This window comes from Mycobacterium sp. E2327 (assembly GCF_001672675.1).
GTDB lineage: Bacteria > Actinomycetota > Actinomycetes > Mycobacteriales > Mycobacteriaceae > Mycobacterium.
Genome location: NZ_LZKE01000052.1, coordinates 1 through 2,813, shown reverse-complemented (window position 1 = coordinate 2,813; position 2,813 = coordinate 1). Strand labels below are relative to the sequence as shown.

The window sequence follows — 2,813 nt, the reverse complement described above, 5'->3', positions numbered from 1 at the left end:
GCGCACCAGCCCGTCGCCGTCGGCCCCCAGGTGGACGGTGCCCACGCCCCGCAGGCCGTTCGATCGCCACGGGATCGGGCCGTTCAGCGCATAGTTGACCTTCACCACGGGCGGATCCCAGACGTAATGCTCGAGCTCGCGACGCAGCCCGGCCGGGACCGCATCGGCGGGCAGCATGTCGCAGAACAACCGCGGCGCCGTCACGTCGGCCACGATCGCCCGGCGCGCCCGCACGGTCCGCCCGCCGTCGGTGGTCACCGCTACCGCCCTGCCGCCGCGCACCTGGATGCGAGAAACGTTCTGGCCGCATTCGATTCGCGCGCCGGCCGAATTAGCCCGCTTCACCAATGCGGCCGTCAGCTGTCCCGACCCCCCGACGGGCACCGGCCAGCCGACGTCCTGGGCGAGCATCGTCATCAGAAAGCCCATGGCGCCGCTGACGGGCGCGTCCAGCGGTACGTCGGCGTGCATCGCATTGCCCAGCAACAGGACTCGCGGCGCCTCGCCGTCGAACAGCTCGTCCACCATGGTGTTGGCCGGCTGGATCAACAGGCGGGCCAGTCGGACGGCGTCGGCCGTGCCCAGTTTCAGCAGCAGCCGCAGCATCGGGCGCACCGGCGGAAACGGCGCCAGCATGGCGTCCAGCAGCGGCGCGGAGATCTTGCGCCACAATTCCACCGCGCGCCACCAATTGTCGCCGTCGGTCGGCTCGCGGCGCGCCAATTCCGTTGCGGTGCGGGCCGGGTCGCGGTAGATGACGGGCGGGTCATCGTCGGCCGCGCTGCGCGGGTGGCCCACCACCGCGGGGGCGTGTGACCACCGCAGCCCGTGGTCTTCCAGTCGCAGCGCCTCCATCGCCGGCGAGGCCACCGTCATCGGGTAGAACGAGCTGAACAAGTCGGTGATGTATCCCGGTGTCAGCTCGGCGCTGCGCGCCGCACCGCCGGGCTCGGGTTGGGCCTCGAGCACCAGCACGTCCCATCCCGCGTCGGCCAGCATCGCCGCGGCCACCAGCCCGTGATGCCCGGCCCCGATGACGACGGCGTCGGCCGTCTCGTCGGCCATGCGCCTATTTGACCTGGCTCGGCTCGAGCCGTTCGGCGAGCGCGGTCAACCGCAGCAAGCACTCCCGGTTGCGCGGATAGACGGCGGCCAGGGCCAGCCGGTCGGGGACGATCCGCATCGGGCCGGACGCCGGCACCTCAATCATTTCGATCCGGCAGCCACCGTCCGGAGTATCACTGAGCCGCAACGTTATTCGCGCGGCCCCCAATCGCCCGAGCCCGGCGCGCAGGACGAGTTCCTCACCGGGCGTGCAGCTTTCGGACACGGTCGCATCGCTGATCACCAGCGGCCACACCCCCACCGAGTGCTTGATCGCGGAGCCCGGCGCCGGCCAATCCGAGTCGACCGCGCGGGTCCGGCTGTTGCCCACCACCCACTGCGCGTACGTCCAGCCATCGGTCATCGCGTCCCAGATCTGCTGGCGGGACGCCCTTACCTCGCGGATTGCAGCCAATGTCATTGGGTCCGGATACCCCGGTCGGCCGAAACCATGCGCCGGATCGGGCCGCGGCAAACGTTTAGCGGCCGCGGCCAGTGGTTACTAAGGCGTTACCAGACACGCGTGTGACGGGAGGCCAATTGTGACTGTGCGACGGTTGATCATCGCGGTGGGCGCGGTGCTCCTGCTGGCCGGCATCATCGGGTTGCTGGTGCCGGTGTCCGTGTCGGACGGCAGCGGCAACTCCGTGTCATGCGGAAACGGACTCGCCACCGATTTGTCCAGCGCCCGGAACGCCAACGACAAGAACGGCGCCAACATCCCCATCCTGAACCAAGTCCTCCCCCACACCGACTACGTGGCGCAATGCCAGTCGGCGGTCAACACGCGGCGCAGCTGGACCATCCCGCTGGCCGTCGTCGGGCTCCTCGCCGTCGGCGGTGGAGTGGCGATGGGGCGCCAAGGCGCCCGACAGACCGGGGTCTAGTGGCGATCGCGAGCGCGGCGTAGCCGGGCGCTGGGGTACCCCCGCGGAGCTGGGGGACGGGTCGCCACCATTGAACTAGATCACCCGCACCCGCGCGGCGTTGCGCAACGCCTGCGGCGCCACGCGAGACAGGCCATAGAGCGCATAGGCCTCCGGAGCGACGGGGCGAATCGGCTTCTTTTTCTTGACCGACGACAGGATCGCCTTGGCGACCTTGTCCGGCCCGTAGTGGCGCAGCGCGAACATCCGGCCGATCTGGCCGCGCCGCTCGTCGACGAGCTCGTCCTTGCCCCCCGGCGCGGTGAAGCGGGTGGTGCTGATGATGTTGGTGTTGATGACGCCGGGGCAGATGGTGGTCAGCCCGACGCCGGCCACGTCGAGTTCGGCCCGCAGGCAGTCGGAGAACATGTAGGTCGCCGCCTTGGAGGTGCAGTAGGCGCTCAGCGATCCCAGCGGCGAAAAGGCGGCCATGGACGCCACGTTGACGATGTAGCCGCCGGTGCCGCGCTCGACGAGGCGCCTGCCGAAGGACCGACAGCCGTTGACCACACCGCCCAGGTTGATGTCGAGGACCCGGTCGAACTGCTCGGCGGGGGTGTCCAGGAATCCCCCGGCCGCGCCGATGCCGGCGTTGTTGACCACGATGTCGGGGACGCCGTGCTCGGCGCTGACGCGCTCGGCGAACGCCTCGACGGCGTCGGCGTCGGACACATCGAGCACGTACGCGTGCGCGACGCCGCCGCGCGCGACGATCTCGGCGGCGGTCTCCTTGACGGTCGCCTCGTCGATGTCGCTGACGACCAGCTCGGCGCCTTCGCGCGC

The 2,813-nt window shown here is 70.2% G+C and carries 4 protein-coding genes; 1 reads left to right on the top strand and 3 read right to left on the bottom strand.

Annotated features, from left to right (window positions below; genetic code table 11):
- Positions 1-1,065, bottom strand: a 1,065-nt coding sequence (locus A5712_RS06540; protein ID WP_068102708.1) for an NAD(P)/FAD-dependent oxidoreductase, incomplete at its 3' end; no start/stop codon positions are given.
- A gap of 4 nt (positions 1,066-1,069) precedes the next feature.
- Entirely contained in the window at positions 1,070-1,525 is a 456-nt protein-coding gene (locus A5712_RS06535; RefSeq protein WP_068102706.1) for an SRPBCC family protein, read from the bottom strand.
- Positions 1,526-1,646: 121 nt separating this feature from the next.
- Between A5712_RS06535 and A5712_RS06530 the strand changes: the two genes are divergently transcribed.
- Positions 1,647-1,991, top strand: coding sequence for an aminopeptidase (locus A5712_RS06530; RefSeq protein WP_068102704.1), 345 nt, complete (start codon positions 1,647-1,649; stop codon positions 1,989-1,991).
- A 75-nt stretch (positions 1,992-2,066) separates the two neighbouring features.
- On the opposite strand, the gene A5712_RS06525 is transcribed toward A5712_RS06530, so the two are convergent.
- Positions 2,067-2,813 (bottom strand): SDR family NAD(P)-dependent oxidoreductase (locus tag A5712_RS06525; RefSeq protein WP_156766448.1); only part of this gene is annotated, 747 nt, incomplete at its 5' end.

Excerpts from the sequence above, each read along its gene's own strand:
- A5712_RS06535 (WP_068102706.1), bottom strand. The coding sequence starts at position 1,525 with ATGACATTGGCTGCAATCCGCGAGGTAAGGGCGTCCCGCCAGCAGATC.